The organism is Streptomyces sp. NPDC087428 (genome assembly GCF_044744085.1).
Lineage (GTDB): Bacteria > Actinomycetota > Actinomycetes > Streptomycetales > Streptomycetaceae > Streptomyces.
In genome coordinates, this window is sequence record NZ_JBIUXR010000008.1 from 295,731 (window position 1) to 316,437 (window position 20,707).

A 20,707-nucleotide genomic window follows, 5' to 3' on the forward strand; every position below is an offset into this window, starting at 1 on the left:
CGTCGCCCTCCACGCGCAGTCGGCCTCCACCGACCACTTCGGTCACCGCGATGGCGGTGGGGGGCTGAGCCGGCGTCCCGCCGCGCCGCGTTCGGCTCTTGCCGCGGGGAGCGGGGCCCTTGACCCTCACGTGGCGTCAGGCTGCATAGTCGGTGCCGTGGGGGCCGCGGCAGCGTCCTCGCATGTCCTCCAGGCTCCACCGTTTCGCGATCACTTCTGCGTGATCATGAGCACCGTTACGGGTCTGCCGCGCAGGCCCGCACCTGGCGGGATACCTCCCTCGTGGGCCTGTTCAGCTACGGATCGGCCTGTTCAGATGCGGATCACGATCTTCCCTCGGGTGCGTCCGCGCTCGGCGTGCGCGTGGGCGTCGGCGATCCGCTCCAGGGGGTAGGTCTGCTCGATGCGGGGTGTGTAGCGGCCTTGCCCGCCCAGTTCCGCCGCCGCGGACAGGAGAGTGGAGTCGTTCTCCGCGTTGACCACATGCGTGCCCAGGCGCTGCCCGCCCGCGTGGTCGGCGACCGTCGCGACGCGCTTCGGGTCACCCGTGATCGCGACGAGGTCGTCCAGGGAGCCGGAGGCCGCGGTGTCGAGCACGATGTCGACGCCGTGCGGAGCGAGGGCGGTGAGGCGTTGTGCGAGGCCGGGGCCGTAGGTGGTGGGAACGGCGCCGAGAGAGGTGAGGAACTCGTGGTTGCGTTCACTGGCTGTCCCGATCACCGTGGCACCTTGCGCCACCGCGATCTCGACCGCCGCGCTGCCCACGCCTCCGGCGGCGCCCTCGACGAGAAGGGTGCGCCCCGCGAGGGAGCCGAGCGCGTTCAGCCCACCCATCGCGGTCACGGACGCGAGACCGGCACCAGCGGCCTGCTCGTCGTTCCACGTGGCGGGGGTGTGCGCCCAGGCCGAGAGGACGAGCAGCTCCGCGGTCGCCCCGGTGACACCGCCCAGTCCGAAGACACGGTCGCCGATGCTCACGCCCTGCACCCCGTCGCCGATCTCGTCGACCACACCGGCGCCGTCGCGCCCGGGAATGGCGGGCAGCTCCAGGGGAATCAGCTGGTGCAGGGCGCCGGCGCGCAGCTTCCAGTCGATGGGATTGACGCCGGCCGCCGCGACGCGGACACGGATTTCACCGGGGCCGGGGTGGGGGTCGGGAGCCTGCTCGATCACCAGGGTCTCCACTCCGCCGTATTCGTGGAACCGGGCTGCGCGCATAAGGGTCTGCCTCACTTTGACGGGCCGGAATGACGAGTTCATCCGACGCTCGTCACTCTAGAACCTGACGTTGACGTGAGGTGCAAGCCACAACTGCCGCCGACCGGAGGAGGGCAGGCGCGGATGGGTGAGGTGGCCGAGCGGGCGGGGGCGGGCGTGGGGGCCATGGCTGCCCCCGGAGCCGGTATTGCTAGCCTGAACCTGACGTGAACGTGAGGTATGAGCGGGGAGGGGGTGTCCTGCGTCATGCGCATCGGACAGCTCGCCAGGCGGTCAGGGGTCAGCGTGCGGGCCCTGCGCTACTACGAGGAACAGCGGCTTCTTGAATCGGCGCGGACGCCCGGTGGGCAGCGTGACTATCCCGACGAAGCCCTGGAGCGGGTCCAGCTCATCCAGGACCTCTTCGCGGCCGGCCTCTCCAGCCGTACCGTCGTCGAACTCCTGCCGTGCGTGAGCACCGGCGTCGCGACCCCCGCCATGCTCGACCAGCTCACCGTCGAACGCGACCGCATCGCCGCACGCATCCAGGACCTGACCCGGGCCAAGACCAAACTCGGCCGCGTGATCGAGAATGTGACCGCGGCGAACGTGGCGCAGGACTGATCGACCCGTCGCGAGGGTGGGGGCCCCGATCTGTCCGGCATCAACCGGGCTTTGGCCGGGCACGGGGGCCACGGCCGACCTCCAGATCGATCCGCTCGCGCGGACGCTGCACCGCGACCCCGTCATGGTCATCGGCGGGCGGCTCATGGCCCATGGCCGGTTCACCTCCGCTCGCGCGGAGAGCGCGTTTCCCGGATTGGGCGGGGTGCGCCGGAGCCCGGCCGGTCCGGGGCCGGCCGGGTGCTTCCGGTGCTCAGGGGCGGGTGGTGAGGTATCCGCCCATGGAGGTGAAGTACTCGGTCGCGGGCAGCTCCTGGCCGTCCTCGGTCCGTACCCGGGTGACGGCGAGGCCGTGGTTGAGGCCCGTGCGCGCGTCGGCGCCGGCGACGATCACGACTCCCTCGCCCTCGCGGTAGAAGACGCGGCCGGGCGTCCCGCCGTAGCGGCCCTCGGACACGACGGCGGACATCACCTCCAGCCGCTTGCCGCGGTGGAAGGTGAAGGCGTTCGGGTACGGCGACGTCTGGGCGCGGACCAGTCGCTCCAGCGCGTCGGCGGGCCATTCCCAGTTGATGCGGATGTCCTCTTCGGCGCGCTTGTGGAAGAACGTCGCCTGCGAGCGGTCCTGCCGGGTGAACTCGGTCTGCCCGGAGGCGATCAGGTCCAGCGCGCCGATGGTGACCGGGGCGATCAGCTCGACGGTCTTGTGGAACAGGTCCACGGAGGTGTCGGCGGGCTCCACCTTCACCGCGCGCTGGTCGACGATGTCGCCGGCGTCGAGCACCTCGTCCATCATGTGGGCCGTGACGCCGACCTCGCTCTCGCCGTTGATCAGCGCCCAGATCAGCGGCGAGAAGCCGGCGTACTTGGGCAGCAGCGAGTCATGGACGTTCAGGGTGCCGTGCGGGGGCAGGCCGTAGATGCGCGGCGGGATCCAGGTACGCCAGTTGTTGGCGACGATGATGTCCGGGGCGGCCTCCTGGAGCAGCCGGAACAGCTCCTCGTCGTCGGGCCGGTTGCGGATGATCACCGGGACGCCGTGCTCCTCGGCCAGGTCCGCGACCGAATCGCTCCAGATCTTCTCGTACGCGTGCTCGCTCTTGGGATGCGTCACGACCGTCACCACGTCGTGTTCGGAGTCCAGGAGGGCTTGCAGCGTGCGGTGGCCCCAGGTCTGGTAACCGAACATGGCGACCCGCATGGGTTCCTCCTCAGGTGAGCGACTGATCCGCGCCAAGTAAAGCAAGCCTTACCTAATGACGCAACGGGCCCTGATTTCCCGGGTGTTAGGTAGGGCACTTGGTCATTGGTCCGGTTTTGTCTGGTCGACAGAGTCGTTGAAGTCAGGTTAGCTTTACCTAAGTTCGACTGGCTGCCGCTCTCGGTGGGCCCGCGTCCCGTTCTTTTCGTCCACGCCTGACAGGCGGCTGTCCCGCACGATGGGAGTGACATGTCACAGGTTGATCCTGGCGACGCACCTCTGATCCACGACCTCATAGGAATCGGCTTCGGGCCGTCCAATGTGGCCATGGCGATCGCGCTCAGCGAGCACAACGCGCGTGTCGGCAGGCAGGAGGCGGTCACGGCGCACTTCTTCGAGCGCCAGCCCGCCTTCGGCTGGCACCGCGGCATGCTGATCGACGACGCGACGATGCAGGTGTCGTTCCTCAAGGACCTGGTGACGCTGCGGGATCCGTCCAGCGAGTACACGTTCCTGCGCTACCTCCAGAGCAGGGGCCGGCTGATCGACTTCGTCAACGGCAAGAACCTCTTCCCGCTCCGCGTGGAGTTCCACGACTACTTCGAGTGGGCCGCGGAGAAGGTCGACGACATGGTCTCGTACGGCCACGAGGTGATCTCCGTCGAGCCCGTCCTGCGGGACGGAGCCGTGGAGTACGTCGACGTGACGGCCCGCTCGGGCACCGAGACGGTGGTCCACCGCGCCCGCAACCTCGTCGTCGGCACCGGACTGCGCCCCCTGATGCCGGAGGGCGTCGAGCGCACGGACCGGGTCTGGCACAACTCCGACCTGCTGGCGAAGGTCGACGCCCTGGAGGGCACCGACCCCACCCGGTTCGTCGTGGTCGGCGCCGGCCAGAGCGCCGCCGAGAACGTCGCCTACCTCCACCGCCGCTTCCCGCGCGCCGAGGTCTGCGCCGTCTTCTCCCGCTACGGCTACAGCCCGGCCGACGACAGCAGCTTCGCCAACCGGATCTTCGACCCGGAGGCGGTCGACGAGTACTTCACCGCCCCGGACGACATCAAGCGCAAGCTGATGGGCTACCACGGCAACACCAACTACTCCGTGGTGGACATCGATCTGATCGACGACCTGTACCGCCAGGCGTACCAGGAGAAGGTGCTCGGCACCGAGCGGCTGCGCTTCGTCAACATCTCCCGGCTGACCGGCGTCGAGGAGACCGGGGACAAGGTCCGTGCCACCGTCACGTCCCTGGTCACCGGCGAGGAGAGCACGCTGGAGGCCGATGTCGTGGTCCTCGCCACCGGGTACAGCCCGGTCGAGCCCCTCGGCCTCCTCGGAGACGTCGCGCGGCACTGCCACCGCGACGAGGAGGGCCGCGTCCGTGTCGAGCGCGACTACCGCATCGCGACGGACGACGAACTGCGGTGCGGCATCTACCTCCAGGGCGGTACCGAGCACACCCACGGCATCACCTCTTCGCTGCTCTCCAACACCGCGATCAGGGTCGGAGAGATCCTTGACTCGATCGTCGAGCGCGGCCTGAAGAACGCCTCGGACGAGCCCCGCCCGCTCGCCGACGGCGTCGCCACGCCCTAGGGCCTGTATGGGGTTGTCCCACGGCGTCACGGGGCTGGGCACGCACGCTCGCGGCGTTGCCGAAACGCCCTGGTGGCTCCGCTGCGAGGGCGCTCCGGCGCCTTGCGATCGCACGCACCCAGCCCCGCTCCTCCTTCCGCGTGACAACCCCATACAGGCCCTAGTCGCTCTCATTTTTGGTCCGTCATCGGTCCGCCCCCACATACCGCCCGGCCCGCCGGCCGTACCCCTGTACGCGGCGGGCCCGGCACGCACAGTGAAAACCCCTTGAAAGGAACATCCGTGTCCACTGGTACACGTCCCGCGCTGACGCGGTTCGTCAGATTCGCTCCCCGAGTGGCAGTCGCGGCCGTCGCCGCCGTCGCTCTGGCCGCCTGTGGGGGCGGCGACGACAAGGCCGGGTCCAGTGCCTCGGCCGAGGCGGGCGCGAAGTCCGGAGCCTTCCCGGTGACGGTCCAGCACAAGTACGGCAGCACGACGATCGAGAACGAGCCCAAGCGCATCGTCACCCTGGGCCTCTCGGACCAGGACGCGGTCCTCGCACTCGGCATCAAGCCCGTCGGCTCCGTGGACTGGTTCAAGGAGAAGCCGTACGGCAAGTGGCCCTGGACCAAGGCCAAGTGGGGGTCCGACACACCGGACATCGTCGGCGAGCGCGACGAGTACAACATGGAGAAGATCGCCGCGCTCAAGCCCGACCTGGTCATCGCCCAGTACTCGGGGATGAAGAAGGAGCAGTACGACACCCTCTCCAAGTTCACCAAGGTCGTCGCCCAGCCCAAGGACCTGCCCGACTACGGGGCCTCGTGGCAGGTGATGACCCGGCAGATCGGTACGTCGCTCGGCAAGAAGGCCCAGGCCGAGAAGCTGATCACCGGCATCGACGCCGACTTCGAGAAGGTCCGTGACGAGCACCCCGAGTTCGCCACGAAGACCCTCGCCGTCGCCGACAGCTTCGAGGCGGGGAAGTACTCCGCGTTCACGAAGACCGACCCCAAGTCGATCTTCTTCTCCGAGCTGGGCTTCAAGCTGAAGCCCGAGATCGACAAACTGGCCAAGCCGGGCTGGAACGCCGCCGAACTCAGCGCCGAGAAACTGAACGTGCTCGACGTCGACCGGCTGGTCTGGGTGACCTCCAGCACCGACGCCAACGACCGGATCAAGGCCGAGCCGCTCTACAAGAACCTCAAGGTCAGCAAGGACAAGCGCGATCTGTTCGTGCCCTACCAGGGCCCGGACATCGGTGCCGCGTTCTCCTTCAACACGGTCCTCTCGATCCCCTACGCGATCGACGAGATCGTGCCGCTGCTGACGGCCGTCAAGTAGCGCACCGCCTCACCTCAGCACGACCGCACAGGGGTGCTCGTCCGACGGTGTGCTCGCCCGGAACACCGTCGGACGGGACGTCCTCTCCTTGCCGTACATCATCAGGGAAAGGCCATTTCGTACGATGTTTGACGCCGAGTCGGACCGGACATCCGCTGCCGGAACCCCCGTGACCGGTGGGCAGGCCGGTATCTGGTCAGCCCAGCAGATCGAGCCCGACAGCTCCGCCTACAACATCGTCTTCGCCCTGGACCTGTACGGCGCCACCGACCTCGTCCGGCTCGCCGCCGCCGTCCGGCAGGCCGTCGAAGAGGCGGACTGCCTGCACGTCGTGTTCACCCCCGGGGACGGCGGCCCGCGCCAGACCCCCGCGGCCGTCCCCGTCGAGGTGCCCGTCGTCGACCTGCGCGACGCCCCGGACCCCGAGGCGGCCGCCGCCGACTGGACGGCCGTCGAACGCGAACGGCCCGTGGACCTCGGCCGGGCACCGCTCTTCGCCCAGGCACTGCTGCGGCTCGCGGACGACCGGGTCCGTTGGTACCAGCGCTACCACCACATCGTTCTCGACGGCATGGGCGTCACGCTGATCACCCGCCGGGCCGGCGAGCTGTACACCCTGGGCGCCCAGGCCCCCGCCCGCCCCGACTGGTCCCTCACCCGGCTCGTGGACGCCGACCGGGACTACCACGCCCGCGCCCAGCACGCGCAGGACCGCGCCTGGTGGCAGGAGCACCTGGCCGGCCGGCCGGAACCCGTACGCCTCGTGGAGCGCGCCCCGTCCCTGATGGCACGGCGGCTGCGGCGCACCGTCGAACTCACCGCGCGGGACGCCGAGCGGCTGCACACCGCAGCCGGGCACGCGGCCGTCCGGCCGTCCCGGCTGCTGGTCGCCGCCGTCGCCGCCTATCTGCACCGGGTCACCGGCGAACAGGACCTGGTCCTCGGCCTGCCGGTCGCCGCCCGCCAGGACGCCGTGTCGGCCGTCGTCCCCGGCATGGTCTCCAACATCGTCCCGCTCAGGCTGACCGTGCGCCCCGGCACCACGGGCGCGGCCCTCGTCGACGGCGTGCGCCAGGAGATCTCCGACGCGCTCGCGCACGGGCGTTGTCGCGCCGAGGAACTGGCCAGGGACCTCGGACTGGTCGACGGCGTCCCGGAACTCGTCGGCCCCACCGTCAACATCCTGCCCAGGGGCGAGGGATTCGGCTTCGAGGGGCTGGACGCCGCGCTCCGCCCGGAGTGGCTCGGCCCGGTCAGCGACCTCGCGTTCGGATTCGCCGAGACCCACGGCGGCCGGGGCATCGCCGTCCACCTCGACGCGGACGCGGACCTCTGCGACGCGGAGACCCTCCGCGACCACGAACGCCGCTTCCTCACCGTGCTGCGCGCCCTCACCGAGGACCCCGGCCGGCCCGTCGGCCGCATCGAACTCACCACCGGCGCCGAACGGGACCGGCTGCTCGGCGAGCTCGCCACCTCTCCGCGCGAGGTGGCCGAACTGTCCTGGCCCGCCGCCTTCGAAGCACAGGTGCGCCGCTCACCCGAGGCCGTCGCGCTCGTCTGCGAGGACCGCGAACTCACCTACGCCGGGCTCAACGCCGCCGCCAACCGGCTCGCCCGGCTCCTCACCTCCCGAGGCGTGCGCGCCGCCGACGTCGTCGCCGTGGCACTCCCGCGCTCCCCGGAACTCGTGGTGGCCCTGCTCGCCGTGATGAAGGCCGGCGCCGCCTACCTCCCCCTGGACGCCGACCATCCCCAGGACCGGACCGCCTACATGCTGTCCGACGCGGGGGCCACCACCGTGCTCACCGTCCGCGAACTCGCGGACCACCTCCCTGCGACGGACGCCGGCCACCTCCTGCTCGACGAACCGGACACCGCCGCCGCCCTCGCCGCCCAGGACGACACCGACCCGGGCACCCCGGTCGCCCTGGACCAGGCCGCCTACGTCATCTACACCTCGGGCTCCACCGGCCGCCCCAAGGGCGTCATCGTCACCCACGACGGCGTCGGCAGCCTCGTCGCCACGGCCACCGACCGGATCGGCGTCACCTCCGACAGCCGCGTCGTGCAGTTCGCCTCCGTCGGCTTCGACGTGACGGTCTGGGACCTGATCATGTCGCTGTGCGCCGGCGGCCGGATCATCGTCGTACCCGCCGAGCGGCGCGTCGCCGGCCCCGCCCTCACCGACTACATCGCCCACCACCGCGCCACCCACATGATCCTGCCCCCGTCACTCGTCTCCGCGCTGCCGCAGGAGTGCGAACTGCCCTACGGCGCCGTCCTCGTCGTCGGCACCGAAGCCGTCCCGAGCGAGCTGATCGCCCGCTGGTCCGGCCGGCTCCAGGTCGTTGTCGCCTACGGACTGACCGAGGCGAGCGTCAACTCCACGCTGTGGAGCGCCCGTTCCGGACGCCCCGGCCCCACGCCCATCGGCCGGCCCGACCCCAACACCCGCACCTACGTCCTGGACGCGGCGCTGCGCCCGGTGCCGGTGGGCGTCGAGGGAGAGCTCTACGTCGCCGGGCGCGGCCTCGCCCGCGGCTACCTGGGCCGGTCCGCCCTGACCTCGGAGCGCTTCGTCGCCGACCCGTACGGGGAGCCCGGCACCCGGATGTACCGCACCGGCGACCGGGTCCGCTGGGCCGCCGACGGCAACCTGGAGTTCCTGGGCCGCGCCGACGGCCAGATCAAGATCCGCGGCCACCGGATCGAACCCGGCGAGATCGAGAGCGCCTTCATGGCCGGCCCCGGGATCGCCCAGGCCGCCGTCCTCGTCCGCGACGACCACCGGGGCGTCAAGCGTCTCGTCGCCTACCTCGTCGGGGACGGCGACGACACCGCCGCCACAGAGGCGGCCGTCACCGCCGCACGCGCCCAGGTGGCCGGCGCGCTGCCGGACCACATGGTGCCCACCGCCGTCGTCGTCCTGGACGGCCCCCTCCCGCTCACGCCCAACGGCAAGCTCGACAGCCGCGCCCTGCCCGAGCCCCGGTGGACGGCCGCCAGCGGCACCGACGCACCCACCGGACCGGCCGAGACCGTGCTCGCCGCACTCTTCGCCGAGCTGCTCGGTCTGCCGTCCGTGGGCGTCCGGAGCAGCTTCTTCGAGCTGGGCGGCGACAGCATCGTCGCGATCCAGCTGGTGAACCGGGCCCGCGACGCCGGTCTCACGATCAGCCCGCGCGAGGTGTTCCGCCTCCGCACCGTCGAGGCCCTGGCCCGCGCCGCCGCAACGACACGGGCCCCGGCCGCCCCCGAGGCGGACGGCCTGGACGACGACGCCCTGCCCGTCTCCCCGCTCCAGGAGGGCTTCTTCTTCCACGCCGCGTTCGACGCGGGCTCCGCGGACCTCTACCTGGTCCAGGAACTCCTGGAACTCGACGGGTCCGTCGACCCGGACCGGCTGCGCGGGGCGCTGCAACTGCTCCTGGACCGGCACCCGTTGCTGCGCGCCTCGTTCCGCCAGCTCCCCGGCGGCGAGGTCGTCCAGCGCCTCGCCGGCCAGGTCACCCTGCCCTGGCGGCAGGCCGACACCGCGGAGACCACCCTCGACGATCTGCTCCGGGCCGACCGCGCCGAGCGCTTCGACCTGGCCCGGCCACCGTTGCTGCGCGCCACCCTCGTCAGGGACGGCCACCGGCACCGGCTGCTGCTCACCCTCCACCACATCGTCGCCGACGGCTGGTCGGTCTCCGTACTGCTGCGCGAACTCACCGCCGCCTACCGGGGCGAGGAACTTCCCGCACCGGCCTCCCCCCACCCGTACCTTGCCTGGCTGGCCACCCGGGACCGGGACTCCGCACGGGACGCGTGGCGGCAGGCGCTGTCCGGACTGGACGGGCCGACCCGGCTCTCCGCCCTCTCCACGGCGGCGGACGACGAGCGGGCCCCGGCCAGGCCGGAACAGGTCGACACCCGGCTCCCCGAGGAGCTCACAGAGGCCCTCACCGCGTACACGCGCACCCACGGCCTCACCCTGAGCACGGTCGTGCACGGCGCGTGGGCGCTGCTGCTCGGCGCCCTCACCGGCAGCCGCGACATCGTCTTCGGCACCACCGTGTCCGGCCGGACCACCGAGGTCGCGGGCCTGGACTCCGCGGTGGGCCTGTTCATCAACACCGTCCCCGCCCGGGTGGGCCTGCGTCCGCAGGAGTCGCTCACCCAACTCCTGCGCCGCGTCCAGGACGAGCACACCGCGCTCCTGGACCACCAGCACCTCGGCCTGGCCGACATCCAGCGGATCGCGGGTGGCGGCGAACTCTTCGACACACTCGTGGTGTTCGAGAACCAGCCGGTCGCGGAGCTCTCCGCGGACCGGGGACCCGACGCACTGCGCATCACCGGCAACGAGGTCTCCGACGCCGTGCACTACCCGCTCGCGCTTGTCGTCGAGCCGGACAGCGCCGGGCTGCTGCTGCGGTTCAAGCACGACGCCGCCCGCTTCGACCCGGTGACGGTGGCCGTCCTCGCCAACCGGTTCAGCGCACTGCTGCGCACCCTGGTGTCCGAGCCCGGCCGCACGGTGGCCCGGACCGGGCTGCTCTCCGGACGGGAACACGCACACCTCGCCGAGCTGAACGCCACCGCCCGGCCCGTCCCCGAGGCGACGCTCGCCTCGCTGTTCGCCGCGCAGGCGGCACGTACCCCCGATGCCCCCGCCGTCGTGTTCGAGGACACCACGCTGACCTACGCGGAGCTCGACCTGAGGGCCGAGACGCTGGCCCGCCGGCTGCGGTCGCGCGGCGCGGGACCGGAGCGGTACGTCGCGGTGGCCGTGCCCCGGTCGGCCGAACTGATGGTCGCGCTGCTGGGCGTCCTCAAGGCCGGCGCCGCCTATCTGCCGGTCGACCTCGACTACCCCGCCGAGCGCGTCGCGTTCGTGCTCGGCGACTCCGGCACCCGTACGGTCGTGACCACCGCGGAGGCGGCCGGGCGGCTGCCCGGCGTACCGGACCTCGACCTGCTGCTCGTCGACCCGCACGACCCCGGCACGATGGACGCCGCTGAAGTCCCCGTGCGGGCGGCCGGTCCCGACCACCCGGCCTATCTGATCTACACCTCCGGCTCCACCGGGCGCCCCAAGGGCGTCGCCGTCACCCACCGGGCCGTCGTCAACCGGCTCGCGTGGATGCAGGGGGAGTACGGACTCGGCGCGGACGACCGGGTCCTGCAGAAGACCCCGGCGGCCTTCGACGTCTCCGTGTGGGAGTTCTTCTGGCCCCTGGTGGAGGGCGCGACCGTCGTCCTCGCCCGCCCCGGCGGCCACCGCGACCCGGGCTACCTCGCCGGGCTGATCCGGGCGCGGCGGATCACCACGCTGCACTTCGTGCCGTCGATGCTGGCCGCGTTCACCCAGGCCCTGGAGTCCGCCGCCGACCACCCGGACTGGGCGGCGAGCCTGCGGCGGGTGTTCTGCAGTGGCGAGGCCCTCACCGGTGCCCAGGCCGGGGACTGGTCGGAGCTGACGTCCCGTTCCGGACGGGCCCCCGTACCGCTGCACAACCTCTACGGCCCCACCGAGGCCGCGGTGGACGTGACCTTCCACGACTACGACCACGACGGTGACGCCGGGCCAGCTGTCCCCATCGGCCGTCCGGTGTGGAACACCCGGCTGCACGTGCTGGACCCGTTCCTGCGCCAGGTGCCCGACGGGGTGCCGGGGGAGCTCTACCTCGCCGGTGTGCAGGTGGCGCGGGGCTACCACGACCGGCCGGGTACGACCGCCGAACGCTTCGTCGCCGACCCGTTCGGCGGACCGGGCGAGCGCATGTACCGCACCGGTGACCTGGTGCGGCGCCGCACCGACGGCGCCGTCGAGTACCTCGGCCGCACCGACCGGCAGGTCAAGATCCGGGGCAACCGCATCGAACTCGGTGAGATCGAGGCGGCTCTGGCCGGCCTGCCGGGCGTGGCCCGTGCCGCGGTGATCGTCCGCGACGGCGCACTCGCCGGCTACGCCGTGCCCGGCGCCGGCGCGGTGCTGGACACCGAGGCCCTGCGCGCGGCGCTCGCGGACGTGCTGCCCGCGCCCATGGTTCCGGCCACCGTCCTGGCCCTGGACGAACTGCCGTTGACCCCGAGCGGCAAGCTCGACCAGAACGCCCTGCCGTCCGCGGCACCCGCCGCCCGCACCGGCGGCCGGGCCCCCCGCGACGCGCACGAGCGCGCCCTGTGCGAGATCTTCGCCGAGGTGCTCGGCGTACCCGGGATCGGCGCCGACGACGACTTCTTCGTCCTCGGCGGCGACAGCCTCAGCTCGATCACGGTCGCCACGCGGGCCCGCGCGCGGGGGCTGACGATCGGCCCCCGCGAGGTGTTCGAGTGCCGGACCCCGGCCGCGCTGGCCGCCGCCGCGCAGACCGCCGTCCCCAGCCCCTCCGTCCCCTCAGCCCCCTCAGCCCCCGAACCGGCCGATGCGGTGACCGTGCCCGCAGCCGAGGCCGGGCAGGCGGCTGCCGCCCTCCAGGCCGTGCTGGCCCTTCAGGAGCGGTCCGGTGCGCACGTAGATCCCGCCCTGCGGGCCCTGCTCGCCCAGTTGACCTCCGCCGCGGACACCCCGCAGGAACAGGAACAGGAACAGGAACAGGAGCCGGAGCCGGCCGCCCCACTGGGCGGGCTGGTGCTCTCACCGCAGGAGACCGACCGCGTCGCCGCCACCGCCGGACTCCCGGTCGCCGACATCTGGCCGCTCTCCCCCCTCCAGGAGGGCATGTACTTCCACGCCACCTACGACTCGGGCGAGGCGCTCGACGTCTACCTCTCCCAGGAGACCCTGGACTTCGACCACCGCGTCGACCCGGACCGGCTGCGTGCCGCCTGCCGGACGCTGCTGGCCCGCAACACCGGCCTGCGGGCCGGATTCACCGCCGACGGTCTGCCCCGCCCGGTCCAGTTCATCGTGGACGGCGCCGAGATCCCGCTCGTCGAGGAGGACCTCTCCGGGCTGTCCGCCGCTCAGCAGCGCAGCCGGACCGGGGAACTGCTGGCCGCCGACCGCAGGCAGCGCTTCGACCTGTCCTCACCCCCGCTGTGCAGGCTGCTGCTCATCCGGCTCGGTGACGGCCGCGACCGGCTCGTGATCACCCATCACCTCATCCTGTGGGACGGCTGGTCCGCGTGGCTGTTCCTGGAGGAGCTGTTCACGCTGTACGAGCGCGCGGGCGACGCCACCGGACTTCCGGTCCCCGGCTCGTACCGCGACTACCTCGGCTGGCTGGACGAGCAGGACACCGGGGCCGCGCTCGCCACCTGGCGCCGGTCGCTCTCCGGCTTCGACGAGCCGACCCTGCTCGCCCCGTCCGGTCGCGACAGCGGCCCCGTCATCCCGGCCGACCACGACACAGTGCTGACGGCACGGGCCACCGAACTGCTGCGCGCCACGGCCCGCCGGCACGGGCTGACCCTGAACACCGTGCTCAACGCGGCCTGGGGGCTGGTGCTCTCGGCGATGACCGGCCGCGCCGACGTGGCCTTCGGCACGGCCGTCGCCGGGCGGCCCGCGGACGTCTCGGACGCGGCCGGAATCATCGGGATGTTCCTCAACACCATCCCGGCGCGGATCGCGTTCACCCCGGACGAGCCGCTGCTCGGCCTGATGCGCCGGATGCAGTCCGAGCGCGCGGCCGTCATGCCGTACGAGTACGTCGGACTCGGCGCCCTGCAACAGGAGACCGGCCACCGCCGGCTCTTCGACACCCTGTTCGTCCTGCGCTCGGCCGACGGCGAGGACCGGGCGGCCGAACTGCGGCGGCGGCACGGCATCACCGCCATGTCCAACGTGGACGGCACCCACTTCCCGCTCACCCTGATCGTCACCCCCGGCAGCCGACTGCGGATCACCCTGGCGGCCAGGCCCGACCTGTTCGACGCCGAGGCCGCGACCGCCATCCTCGACCGGTTCACGGCCGTGCTCGGCCGGCTCGCGGAAGGCCTCGACGGCGAGGACCCCGCCGGGGCCAGGACCGCCGGCCTCGACCTGCTGCTGCCCGCGGAGCGGACCGCCACGGCCGCCGCGCAGCGCACCGGCCGCGAACCGGTGCCCGACGAGACCGTCGCCGATCTGCTCGCCGCCCAGGTCGCCCGCACCCCGGACGCCGTCGCGCTCGTCTTCGGCGAGCGGGCCCTCACCTACGCCGAGCTGGACGCCCGGATCAACCGGCTCGCCCGGCTGCTGCTCGCCCGGGGAGCCGGGCCGGAGAAGGTGGTGGCGCTCGCCCTGCCGCGCTCCATCGAGATGGTCGCCGCACTCTTCGCCGTACTGCGCACCGGCGCCGCCTACCTGCCCCTCGACCTCGACCACCCCGCCGACCGGCTGCGCCTGATGGCGCGCGACACCGGACCGCTCTGCCTGGTGTCCACCACCGCCGTCGCCCCGTCCCTGCGCGACTCCGAGGGTCCCGTCGCCCCCGAACTCCTGCTGGACGACACGGCCGTGGCCGTCGAGCTGGCCGCGCTCCCGGGCGACGCGATCACCGACGCGGAACGGCCCGCGTTCGCACACGGCGTGCCGGGCCGCCTGGACCACCCGGCGTACGTCATCTACACCTCGGGTTCGACCGGCCGCCCCAAGGGCGTCGTCACCCCGTACCGCGGACTGACGAACATGCAGTTCAACCACCAGAAGGAGATCTTCGACCCGGCCATCGCCTCGGCCGGCGGCCGGCGGCTGCGGATCGCGCACACCGTGTCCTTCGCCTTCGACATGTCCTGGGAGGAACTGCTCTGGCTCGTCGAGGGCCACGAGGTCCACGTCTGCGACGAAGAGCTGCGCCGCGACGCGGAGGCGCTGGTCGCGTACTGCGACAGCCACCGCATCGACGTGGTCAACGTGACGCCCACCTATGCCCAGTTGCTCATCGAGGAGGGCCTGCTCGACCGCGACGAGGCCGCCGGAAAGCACCGGCCCGCACTCGTCCTGCTCGGCGGCGAGGCCGTCCCGGACACGGTCTGGACCCGGCTGCGCCGCACCGAGGGCACCTACGGCTACAACCTCTACGGGCCGACCGAGTACACGATCAACACGCTCGGCGGGTCCACCGCCGACAGCGCGACCTCCACGGTCGGCGTACCGATCCGCGGCACCCGCGCCCATGTGCTGGACCCGATGCTGCGCCCCGTCCCGCAGGGCAGCCCCGGCGAGCTGTACATCGCCGGTACGGGCCTGGCCCGCGGCTACCACGACCGGGCCGCGCTGACGTCCGAGCGGTTCGTCGCCGACCCGTTCGGTGAACCCGGCGAGCGCATGTACCGCACCGGCGACCTGGTGCGCCAACGCCCGGACGGGCTCATCGACTTCCTCGGCCGCACCGACGACCAGGTCAAGATCCGCGGCTACCGCGTCGAGCTCGGCGAGATCTCCTCCGCCCTGTCCGCGCACCCGGAGGTCGCGCACGCGGCGGTCGTCGTGTCGGAACGGGCGGGCACCAAGCGCCTGGTCGGCTATGTGGTGCCGGAGGAGGGCGCCGGGACCGGCGACGCGCTGACCCGGCGGCTGCGCGGCCACCTGAAGGCCGGACTGCCGGACTACATGGTCCCCGCCGCGCTCGTCACCCTCGGAACGCTGCCCCTGACCGTCAACGGCAAGCTGGACGTCAGGGCGCTGCCCGCACCCGACCTCGCCGGTACGGACACCGGCCGCGCTCCCCGTACCCCGCGCGAGGAGACGCTCTGCGCCCTGTTCGCGGAGGTGCTCGGACTGCCCGCGGGGAGCGTCGGCATCGACAGCGACTTCTTCGATCTGGGCGGGCACTCGCTGCTGGCCACCCGGCTGGTCAGCCGGGCCCGCACCGCACTCGACGCGGAGCTGGCGATCCGGGACCTCTTCGAGGCACCGACCGTCGCCGAACTGGTGGCCCGCGCCACCCGCTCCGACGGCGCCGCCCGTCCGGCTCTGACCGCCGGCGACCGGCCGGACCGGCTGCCGCTGTCCCACGCGCAGCAGCGGCTCTGGGTCATCCAGCAGATCGAGTGCACCTCCGCCGCGTACAACTTCTCACTGGCCCTGCGGTTGCGCGGCCCGCTCGACCTGGCGGCCTGGCGTACCGCGCTCGCCGATGTGACGGCACGTCATGAGGCCCTGCGCACCGTCTTCTTCACCGCCCCCGACGGCCAGGTGTGCCAGCGGGTGCTGCCCGCGGAGCAGGCGCACCCCGTGGTGGAGTGCCTGCGGGCCACCGAGGACGAGATCCCCGGCATCATCGATACGGTCGTCAACCGGCCGTTCGACCTCGCCGCCGAACTGCTGCTGCGCGCAACGGTCGTGGAACTGTCGCCCGAGGACCACGTCGTCGTGCTGCTGCTGCACCACATCACCACCGACGAGTGGTCGGACCGGCCGTTCCTGCGGGACCTGGCCACCGCCTACGCGGCGCGCCTCGACGGCACGGCCCCCGGCTGGGAGCCGCTGCCCGTCCAGTACGCCGACTACGCCCTGTGGCAGGACCGGCTGCTCGGCGACCCCGCCGACGCGACCAGCCTGGCCGCCCGGCAGCTGGAGCACTGGCGCACAGCCCTGGCCGGAGCCCCGGAAGAGCTGGAGCTGCCCACGGACCGGCCCCGGCCCGCCCGCCCGGCGTTCTCCGGAGCCGAACTCGACATCGCCTTCGACTCCCCGGTCCACGAGGGGCTGAAGAAACTCGCCCGGGAGTCCGGCGCCAGCATGTTCATGGTGGTGCACGCGGCCGTGGCCGCGCTGCTCCACCGGATGGGCGCCGGTACGGACATCCCGATCGGTTCCCCCATCGCGGGACGCGGCGACGAGGCGCTCGACGAACTCGTCGGGTTCTTCGTCAACACCCTGGTGCTCCGCACCGACATCAGTGGAGACCCCAGCTTCACCGAACTCCTGGGCCGGGTCCGCGACACCGACCTGGCGGCGTTCTCCCACGCGGACGTCCCCTTCGAGTCGGTCGTCGAGGCCCTCAACCCGACGCGCTCGCTCTCCCGCAACCCGCTCTTCCAGGTGATGGTCGGCTACCACGCCCGCACCGGCGGGGAACTGCGACTGCCGGGACTGCGAGCGGAGTACGTGCCGTTCCGGATCCGCTCCGCCAAGTTCGACCTGGTGTTCAGCTTCACCGAGCACACCGCGGCCGACGGCGGCGCCGGATCGCTCGGCTGCCGGCTGGAGTTCGCCACCGAGCTGTTCGACCGGGAGACCGCGCAGGCGCTCGGCGAACGGCTGCGCACCCTGGTCGCCGCACTCGTCGCCGCGCCCGGACAGCCGCTGTCCCGGGCCGGGATCCTCTCCGGACCGGAGCTGCGGACCGTCCTGGAGGGCTTCGCCTCCACCGACCGGGAGGTCGACGAGGAGACCCTGCCCGCGATGTTCGCGAGGCGGCTCACCGAACGGCCCGACGCCGTCGCCGTGGTGGACCGCTCCCGCTCGGTGACGTACGCCCAGCTCGACGACCGCGCCCGCCGCATCGCCGGACTGCTCGCCGCGCACGGAGTGGAGGCGGAGAGCGTGGTCGGGGTGGCCGTGCCCCGGTCCGTGGACATGGTCGCCACCGTGCTCGCCGCGCTGAAACTGGGCGCCGCGTTCCTGCCGCTCGACCTGGTCCACCCCGGTGACCGGCTCGGCTACATGATCGAGGACTCGGGGGCGGCCCTGGTCGTCGGCACCGAACCGGTCGCGGGGAAGATCCCCGCGGTGGCGGGCGTCCCGGTGGTCCTGCTGGACGCGCCGGACACCGCCGCGGCGCTGGACGCGCCGCCCCCGACAGCCGGGCCCGACGGGCCCGCCGGCCTGGACCAGGCCGCGTACGTGATCTACACCTCCGGTTCGACCGGCCGCCCCAAGGGCGTGATCGTGCCCCACGAGGGAATCTCCTCCCTCGTGGCCACCGCCGTCGACCGGATGAACCTGCGACGCGACAGCCGGGTGCTCCAGTTCGCCTCCACCGGCTTCGACGTCTTCGTCTTCGAGCTCTCCATGGCGCTGTGCCACGGCGGCCGCCTCGTCCTCATCACCGACGAGGCACGGGTCGCGGGCCCCGAACTGACCGACTTCCTCGCGGACCAGCGGATCACCCACATGATCCTGCCGCCGTCCCTGGTGTCGGCGCTCCCGCCCGGCTGCGAACTGCCCGAGGGCTCGACCGTCCTGGTGGGCACGGAGACGGTGCCGCCGGATCTGTTCGACCGCTTCGGCGCCACCGCCGACCTGATCTGCGCCTATGGCCTCACCGAGGCGACGGTCAACTCGACGCTGTGGCGGGCCCGCGAGCACGGCGGCAGCCCGGCCGGCCGGGTCCCCATCGGCCGGCCCGACCCCAACACCCGTACCTACGTGCTCGACGAGCGGCTGCGGCCCGTGCCGCCCGGTGTGGTGGGCGAGCTGTACGTCGCCGGGCGCGGACTCGCCCGCGGCTACCTCGGCAAGGAGGCCCTCACCTCGGAGCGGTTCGTCGCCGACCCGTTCGGGGCGCCGGGCAGCCGGATGTACCGGACCGGTGACCGCGCCCGCCTGCGCCGGGACGGCAACCTCGACTTCCTCGGCCGGGCCGACAGCCAGGTGAAGGTGCGGGGCTTCCGCATCGAGCTGGGCGAGATCGAGGCGGCGCTCGCCGGGCACCCCGGCGTCGCCCAGGCCGCGGTGGTCCCCGACCGGGTCGGCGACATCGTCCGGCTGATCGCCTACGCGGTGCCCGAGTCCGGCGAACCGGACCCGCGGGAGCTGCGCGCCCACCTGGCCGGACTGCTCCCCGAGTACATGGTTCCGGCCCTGGTGATACCGCTGGACGGCCCGCTGCCACTCACGCCCAACGGCAAGCTGGACCGCGCCGCACTGCCTGCGCCCGACTGGTCGCGGATGACGGGCGACGCCCGGCCGGCCACCAGGACCCAGGCCCGGATCGCCGCGCTGTTCCGCGAGATCCTCAAGCTCGACGACGTCGGAGTGCACGACAGCTTCTTCGCACTCGGCGGCCACTCCATGGCGTCGATGCGGCTGCTGGGCCGCATCCGCGCCGAGTTCGGCGTCGAACTGAGCATCAGGGACGTCTTCGACGCGCTCACGGTCGCCGGCATCGCCGCCGCCCTGGAGGGCGCGGCCACCGCCCGCCCCGCGCTGCGCCCGGCCGCGCGCCGGGCCGAACCGCCGCGGGCGGCGCCCGTCCAGGACTGGCAGTGGCAGTCCTGCCGCGACGGACGGGGCGTCGACCACGCGCTGGTGCTGCGTTCCCCGGGCGGGCTCGACACCGGAGTGCTCGCCGCCGCGCTCGCCGATGTGGTGGCCCGGCACGAGCCGCTGCGCACCGCGTTCACCGAACGGGACGGCATCCTGTACCAGCGGCCCGCAGAGGCCCCCGCCCTGACCGCGGAGACGTGCGCCGACGTGGAGGACCGGCTGGCCGAACTCGTCCGCCTGGCACCGGATCCGGCCACGGAGGCCCCGCTCAGGGCGCGGCTGCTCACCGGTCCCGACGGAGGCCAGGCACTGCTGCTGACCATGCACTACCTCGCCGTCGACGAGTGGTCCGTGGTCCCGCTCCTCCGCGACCTGGTCACCGCCCACACGGCACGTGCCCGGGGGCTCGCGCCCGACTGGGAGCCGCTGCCGGTCGGTTACGCCGACTACGCCCACTGGGCGCACGAGGCCCTGGGCGACCTCACAGACCCGGACAGCCGGGGCGGGCAGCAGCTCGCCTACTGGCGCCGGACGCTCGACGGACTGCCGGGGCGCCTCGCCCTGCCGGCCGACGGCCCGGACCCGGCCGGCCCCGGCACGGCCACCCGGCCCGGCGGCCACGTCGGGTTCGTCCTCGACGAGGAGCTGCACGCCGCCGTGGACCGGCTCGCCCGGGCCACCGGCACCAGCATGTTCATGGTGCTCCACGCGGCCCTCGCGGCGCTGCTCACCGGGCACGGCGCGGGCACCGATCTGCCGATCGGCACGATGGTGGCCGGACGCACCGACGACCAGCTCGCCGATCTGGTCGGCTGCTTCTTCAACACGGTGGTGCTGCGCACCGACACCGCGGGCGACCCGAGCTTCGCGGAACTGCTCACCCGGGTACGGGAGACGACGCTGAGCGCCCTCGACCGGCAGGACGTCCCGTTCGACGCGGTCGTGCGGGCCACCGGACTGCCGCCCCGGGGGCCGCAGGTCATGGTGATCCACCACGAACAGGCCGACGCGCGGCAGTTGGAGGGCGGCATCGGCTCGCTCGCCGCCGTACCGACCGGCGTCACCCGGGCCGAGCTGACCCTCAGCTTCTACGAGCCGCGCGGGGACGGCCCGGTGCACTGCGGGCTGATCCACGCCACCGATCTGCTGGGCACCGAGAGGGCCGGGCAACTGGTCTGCGCATACCTGGAGTTGCTGCACCAAGTGGTGACTCATCCGGAACAGCCGCTGTCCGAGCTGTTCACCGCACCGTCCAAGAGGAGTGACAACGCATGACGACGAACCCGTTCGAGGACCCGCAGGGCAGCTTCCTGGTCCTGGTCAACGACGAGAACCAGCACTCGCTGTGGCCCGCCTTCGCCGAGGTGCCGGCCGGCTGGCGGACCGTCTTCGGCGCCGACACCCGTGAGGCGTGCCTCGCCCATGTGGAGGCGAACTGGACGGACCTGCGGCCCGCGAGCCTCGTCGCCCTCCAGGGCTGATCGGCACGTACACCGCCGCCCCTGGACGGGACCTCCTCGTCGAGGGGCGGCGGCGCGTGCGCGTCCGGTGCGGTGGTGGCCCGTGCCCGGAGGGCCGGGTCGGGGATGACCCCGTACACACCCTGACATCGCGCCCGAGACCTGGCA

At 72.6% G+C, this 20,707-nt stretch carries 7 protein-coding genes; 5 read left to right on the plus strand and 2 right to left on the minus strand.

All coding sequences use genetic code 11. The annotated features are described in order from the left end of the window. Positions 1-312 precede the first annotated feature (312 nt). A complete protein-coding gene (locus ACIO3R_RS19250; RefSeq protein WP_402106984.1) occupies positions 313-1,218 on the minus strand; it encodes an NADP-dependent oxidoreductase in 906 nt (301 codons plus the stop codon). Positions 1,219-1,464: 246 nt separating this feature from the next. Here ACIO3R_RS19250 and ACIO3R_RS19255 point away from each other — a divergent pair, with 246 nt between their 5' ends. After that, a complete protein-coding gene (locus ACIO3R_RS19255; RefSeq protein ID WP_385031579.1) occupies positions 1,465-1,821 on the plus strand; it encodes a MerR family transcriptional regulator in 357 nt (118 codons plus the stop codon). Between the two features lie 253 nt (positions 1,822-2,074). Here ACIO3R_RS19255 and ACIO3R_RS19260 read toward each other — a convergent pair whose 3' ends face one another. Further along, a complete protein-coding gene (locus tag ACIO3R_RS19260) occupies positions 2,075-3,022 on the minus strand; it encodes a methionyl-tRNA formyltransferase (protein ID WP_402106986.1) in 948 nt (315 codons plus the stop codon). A 249-nt stretch (positions 3,023-3,271) separates the two neighbouring features. Between ACIO3R_RS19260 and ACIO3R_RS19265 the strand changes: the two genes are divergently transcribed. The 4 genes from ACIO3R_RS19265 (at position 3,272) to ACIO3R_RS19280 (ending at position 20,560) form a co-directional block, all read left to right on the plus strand. Further along, positions 3,272-4,621 (plus strand): lysine N(6)-hydroxylase/L-ornithine N(5)-oxygenase family protein, encoded by a 1,350-nt coding sequence (locus ACIO3R_RS19265; protein ID WP_402106988.1) that lies wholly within the window; start codon positions 3,272-3,274, stop codon positions 4,619-4,621. Between the two features lie 282 nt (positions 4,622-4,903). Further along, positions 4,904-5,947, plus strand: a complete 1,044-nt coding sequence (locus tag ACIO3R_RS19270; RefSeq protein WP_402106991.1) for an iron-siderophore ABC transporter substrate-binding protein — start codon at positions 4,904-4,906, stop codon at positions 5,945-5,947. Positions 5,948-6,071: 124 nt separating this feature from the next. Continuing rightward, positions 6,072-20,354, plus strand: a complete 14,283-nt coding sequence (locus ACIO3R_RS19275; protein ID WP_402106993.1) for an amino acid adenylation domain-containing protein — start codon at positions 6,072-6,074, stop codon at positions 20,352-20,354. Next, positions 20,351-20,560, plus strand: coding sequence for an MbtH family protein (locus tag ACIO3R_RS19280; RefSeq protein WP_024493728.1), 210 nt, complete (start codon positions 20,351-20,353; stop codon positions 20,558-20,560). The genes ACIO3R_RS19275 and ACIO3R_RS19280 overlap by 4 nt, the downstream gene beginning before the upstream one ends. Positions 20,561-20,707 lie beyond the last annotated feature (147 nt).